Origin of the sequence: Desulfonatronospira sp. MSAO_Bac3 (assembly GCF_003838035.1) — a bacterium.
GTDB classification, from domain to species: domain Bacteria; phylum Desulfobacterota; class Desulfovibrionia; order Desulfovibrionales; family Desulfonatronovibrionaceae; genus Desulfonatronospira; species Desulfonatronospira thiodismutans.
Map to the genome: position 1 here is coordinate 1 of NZ_QYZY01000297.1, position 5,519 is coordinate 5,519.

3 protein-coding genes are annotated in these 5,519 nt (G+C 54.4%); all 3 read right to left on the reverse strand.

The features are described 5' to 3' along the window. Window positions 1-373: 373 nt before the first annotated feature. Genes D5S03_RS10130 through D5S03_RS10140 form a run of 3 tightly spaced genes read right to left on the reverse strand, consistent with a single transcriptional unit; the run spans window position 374 to window position 5,007 of the window. Window positions 374-679 carry a PG0541 family transporter-associated protein gene (locus D5S03_RS10130; protein ID WP_008870976.1) on the reverse strand — a complete coding sequence of 102 codons (306 nt, stop codon included), beginning with the start codon at window positions 677-679 and terminating at the stop codon, window positions 374-376. Between the two features lie 2 nt (window positions 680-681). Then, entirely contained in the window at window positions 682-3,765 is a 3,084-nt protein-coding gene (locus tag D5S03_RS10135) for an efflux RND transporter permease subunit (RefSeq protein ID WP_008870977.1), read from the reverse strand. Then, complete coding sequence (locus D5S03_RS10140; protein WP_008870978.1) at window positions 3,766-5,007, reverse strand: efflux RND transporter periplasmic adaptor subunit; 1,242 nt, start codon at window positions 5,005-5,007, stop codon at window positions 3,766-3,768. Between the last annotated feature and the right edge of the window lie 512 nt (window positions 5,008-5,519).

The window sequence follows — 5,519 nt, forward strand, 5'->3', positions numbered from 1 at the left end:
AGGAAGAAAGTATGGGTGTATGGGGGTATCCATGTGTGGGTGTAAAGATATTTTTACTCCCATACTCCCATACGCCCCTACTTCCATACTTCTTAAGGCCGGGGGTGGTTGTATGAACTCCCTTCCTTATAAAAATTCCAGAAATCCACCACCCAAGTAAGTCCAAGCCACGGTGTAGCTCCCCTCCTTAGCCAAGGAGGGGTCGGGGGTGGTTATATGAGATCCCTTCCTTATAAAAATTCCAGAAATCCACCACCCAAGTAAGTCCAAGCCACGGTACAGCTCCCCTCCTTAGCCAAGGAGGGGTCGGGGGTGGTTGTATGAACTCCCTTCCTTAACCAGACAGAGACACGGCACCCCTGTATGGTTGCGCCTAATCCTCGCCAGTGCCCAGCACCTGCTCCACAGGCACGACCGCAGCCCGCAGGTGCCTGTGCGCACCTTTTTTCATTCTAAACTCCTGCAGGCGCTGCATAAGTCCCTCAACCAGGTCGTTTTTTACCAGGGCCTGACACACGGTTACACTGCCGGGAAAAACCTGGCTGCCGAAATGTTTGCCCTCCTGGTCCTTTCCCTCCACCATGGGATACCTGGCGTAATCCTCTACACCTGAATCATCCAGGATACGCTCCACGTGATCCACGTATTCAAAACGAAAGGTGATGTGCACCAGTTTCATATTCAACCTTTTGCACCTTTGGGTTGTTTCCCAAAAAGTCTGAGAATGTAGTTCTGCAGCTGATCATACAGAGTGTAAACCACCGGGATGACAATAAGGGTCAGGGCGGTGGAGGTAAAAAGACCAGCAGCCACGGCAACGCCCAGGGGGACCCTGGCTTCACCTCCGGCCCCATAGCCCAGGGCTATGGGCGTAATGCCCAGAATGGTGGAGATGGCGGTCATGACCACCGGCCGGAACCTCTCCCGGGCCGCTTCCTGGGCCGCCTGCACCGGTGGTCTTCCCCGGGCCACCAAGACATTGGTATAATCCACCAGCAAAATGGCGTTCTTGGTTACCAGCCCCATGAGCATTATAAGGCCGATAAAGGCATAAACGCTGAAGTTCAGGTTGAGAAGCCACAAAATGCCGAAAGCGCCCACAGTGGCCAGGGGCAGAGCGGTCATGATGCTTAAGGGGTAGATGAATGACTCGAACTGGGCCGAAAGCACTAAGTATATAAATATAATGGCAAAAATAAGGGCCAGGGCCAGGTAATAAAACGACTCCTCAAACACCTCGGACATGCCGGCCATGCGGTAGTCGGTCCCTGCAGGAAGCTCAGCCTCCAGATATGTTTCCAGCTCGTCCACTGCATCGCCCAGGGCCACCCCCGGAGGTGTGGATGCAGTAACCGAGGCCGAGCGCACCCGGTCGAAACGGTGAATCTCGCTTGGACCTATGGTTTCCTGGATATGCACCAGGTTATCCAGGGAAACCAGTTCGTCTCTCTGGTTGCGCAGGTATACATGGCGCAGGGCGTCCGGGGTGGTTTCACCGCGGTCCTTTATCTCAGTAATTACATCGTACCTTCGGGCTTCGCGGTCCACGTGGGAAATGTCCACCTCTCCAAACAAATAGCGCAGGGACTGAGAAATGGCCGTGGCCGATACCCACATCTCGGCCGCCTTTTCCCGGTCAATGCTTACGTCCACCTGGGGCCTGTCCAGCTCAAGATCGGAGCGCACCCCAACATAGTACTCCGAACGGGACTCCATCCAGTCCACCACCTGCTCCTGCACAATATCCAGTTCCTGCAGGTCCGGGTTCTGCAGGACCACTTCCACCGGGTCACCACCTACTCCTCCAGGGGTGATATCAACGGCGAAGGCACGTCCGTCAGGAATTTGAGCCAGTCTTTGCCGGTACTGCTGCATTATCTCAGTCTGATGCTTATCCCGCTCATCCCTGGGTACTAAGGTGACAAAGGCCACCCCCTCATTGGGATGACCCGGTCCGCCTCCACGGCTAAGGCCGATGCCCAGGAAAGTATGGCTGACGTTGGGATCTTCGGCCAGCATTTTTTCAATTCTGGCCGCAAAACTGTCTGTTTCCGGAAGCGTGGCCCCCTGGGGGGTCTCAAAGACTATCATCATCCTGGAGCGGTCCTCGTCCGGGGCAAACTCCTTGGGAATATTCATGTAGGCCATGATGCCCGCACCAAAGGCCAGCAGGGCAATAACCACCACTAAGGCCCGCCTTTTGAAGGCCCGGGCCAGAACCCAGGCATAGATGGCTTCCACATGGTTCAGATGTCTTTCAGACATCTTGAAAAACCAGCTTTTACGTTCCTTGTACTTCAAAAGCCTGGAACAGAGCATGGGGGTCAGGGTCAGGGCCACAAAAGTAGAGGCAAATACAGTCACTGCGACCGTAAGGCCGAATTCATAAAAAAACCTTCCGATTATCCCCCCGGTAAAGGCCACCGGGATAAACACCGCTCCCAGGGACAAAGAGTTGGCAATGGCCGGAAAAGCCATTTCCGTAGTACCCACCCTGGCCGCAGGCAGGGGATCAGCCCCATGCTCCATGTGTCTGAAATTGCGCTCCAGGATGACAATGGCGTCGTCAACCACTATTCCGATGACCAGGATAAGGGCCAGCATGGTCAGTACGTTGATGCTGAAGCCCAGGACATTTATGGCTGCCAGACCCGTCAGCAGCGAGGTGGGAATGGCCAGGGCCACAATAATGGTACCCCGCCCGCTTCGCAGGAAAAAAAGGACCACAAACACCACCATTGTGGCGGCAATAAAAATGGTGGTCTGCAGGTCCCGGATATTTTCCTCGATATATTCCGAGGCATCCATGGCCTCCTGATACTCAAGGCCTGGAGGGAAATTCTCCGCGGACCGGCGCATGCTCTCCCGGGCCGCTTCAGCCATTTCCACTGTATTGGCCCCGGTCTGGCGCACCAGGCCCAGGCCCACAGTGGGTTCGCCGTTGAAACGGGCCAGCCGTCTGTATGACTCCACCCCGTCCACGGCCTCTCCTACGTCGGACAAACGAACTGGAGATCCGTCCCTGTGGTCTATAACCAGGTCATTAAAGGGCTCGGCCTCGGAAAAGCGGGCCCTGGTGCGGATGGTGAACTCCCTGGTCTTGCCTTCGATACGCCCTGATGGGATGTCCACGTTCTCCATCTGCACCGTGTCCACCACATCCTGTATAGTCAGCCGGTGAGCGGCCAGCAGTTCGGGATCAATCTTCACCCTGACTGCGTAATCCCTGGACCCGCCCACAATGACCCTCCCCACGCCTCGCAGGGTCTCCATTCTGGGCTTCAAAACATCTTCTGCATACCGGGACATGCTCATATCGTCCCAGCGCTCGTCTCCCTGCAGGGTAAACCACATGATGGGCCCGGCGTCCATATCCATCTTGCGCACCACCGGGGCCTCGGCATCATCCGGAAGGTGCCGCCTGGCCCGCTCCACAGCGTCGCGAACATCCTGGGCCGCCAGGTCCTGATCCCGCCAGAGCTCAAACTCAGCCGTTACCGTGGCCGATTCCTGCTCAGCCGTGGAGACCAGTTCTTTGAGCCCTTCAATGGTACTCAGTTCCGCCTCAAGGGGCTCCACCACCTCCTGTTCCAGGATTTCCGGTGCTGCTCCAGGAAGAACCACCAACACGCTCACTACTGGGAATTCCACATCCGGGTTTTCCTGAATAGGCATCTGAGTAAAGCCGTACACGCCGAAAATGGCAAGGACCAGAAAGATAACAACGGTCAGTGCTGGACGGCGGATACACAGATTCCAGATCACTTAAAATCCTCCCCTGAACTGTTCCGCCGTATCAAAACCTTCATCCGGAAGGGACTCGTCCCACTGCCCTGCCCAGTCATCCTCCATCTCCTCAACTATCTCCACCCGGGAATCATCTTCGAGCTGCATATGTCCAGCGGTGACCACCAGATCATTTCTGGAAAGCCCTTCAGTTATCTGCACCAGACCCGGCCTTCGCATGCCGGTGCTGACCATTTGAGCTTTGGCCCTGCCGTTTTCCCGGTCCACGGTAAAAACCATGTAGCCTTCCCGGACTGCTACCAGGGATTTTTCCGGTATCACTAAGGAGTCCTCCTGTTTTCCCAGGATCTGAGTAGCCTGGGCAAAAAAACCGGGACGCAGAAGATTGTCCGGGTTTTCAATATCTGCGCGTACCCTGAACTTGCGCGTGGATTCATCGATGGAGGGACTGATGTAGTCCACCTCGCCTTCAAAGCTCATACCGGGGTAAGCCGGTACAGCCACCCGCACCTTTTGCCCCAGCTCCGCTTGAGCAAAATACTTTTCCGGTAGAAAAAAAGAAATCTTCAAGGGATCAACCTGATACATGACTGTCAGGGTTTCCCCCTGGGAAACGAAGGTCCCCGGATCCACAAGGCGCTCGGCGATCAACCCGTCGAAAGGGGCCCGGATGACAGTGTCGTCAATTTCTTCGCGCACATGTTCCACATCGGCTTCAAGCCTGCGAACCTGGGCTTTTGTGGTTTCCAGGTCCGTCTTTACCTGGTCGTATTCTTCCTGGGAGACCACCTCCTGGCTGAGCAGAATGGAAAAACGCTGGTGATTTCGTCTCAGGTTCTCCAGCCTGGCCTGGGCTTCCTCCAGGGCGGCCTCCTGGGAGGAAAGACGTCTTAAAAGCTTTTGCTCCTCAATTTCGAAAAGGAGTTTATCCTTGCCAACGAATCCCCCCTCCTGAAAATGCGCAGCCTTGATCCTGCCGCTGGTCTCGGGCTTGATGTCCACTCTTTGTACGGGCCTTAAAGTCCCCACCCCGCGCACAGTCTCCAGCATGGTGATTTCACTGGCCGGGGCCAGCTCCACAGCCACTTCAGGTCTTTCCCGGGGCTGATCATTCTCTTGCTCAGGTTCGTGTTCCAGGTAAAAATATACCCCAACAGCCAGGATAAGGATCAAAAACGTCCAGGGGCTGAAAATCCGCCCCAGCACAGTTCTTTTCTGTTTTACTTCCTGGTCCTGAGGGGTGTTTTGCTGGTTTTCCATGTTGCTGGTTCTCCAGTTGAAAGTAACAGTTCAGCCATTTGCATAAGGCATGGGGATTTGCTCTCCCCTGCTTTCCTTTACAGACAGCTGCAATTTTTATTTAATTATTTAACACTACAGCGAAACTTATTCATTGACCTCCGGGGACCGGGGACTGTCCCGCACCTACTTGGGAATGATTTCATGAAAGCGCTGGAACTTGCTGAGCAATCAAGTAGGTGCGGGACTGTCCCCAGTTTAGACAGGTTGAAAAATTTTATAAGTTTCGCTGTAGTGTTAAAAAGGTTAATGTAACACAAGTTTGTAATTTTGTAACTATTCTTCAGCGATACGTTCAGGTTGGCCGGCTTCAGCAGGTGATGAATGGTTACGTCAAGTTATGAATAAGGCACGGTCTGCTCCCCTCCTTGGTTAAGGAGGGTTTGTAGCTATTCTTCAGCGATACGTTCAGGTTGGCCGGGTTCAGCAGATGATGAATGGTTACGTCAAGTTATGAATAAGGCACGGTCTGC

Bases quoted from the DNA above. Each gene is read 5' to 3' on its own strand.
- D5S03_RS10130 (WP_008870976.1), bottom strand. From the start codon at position 679: ATGAAACTGGTGCACATCACCTTTCGTTTTGAATACGTGGATCACGTG.
- D5S03_RS10140 (WP_008870978.1), bottom strand. From the start codon at position 5,007: ATGGAAAACCAGCAAAACACCCCTCAGGACCAGGAAGTAAAACAGAAA.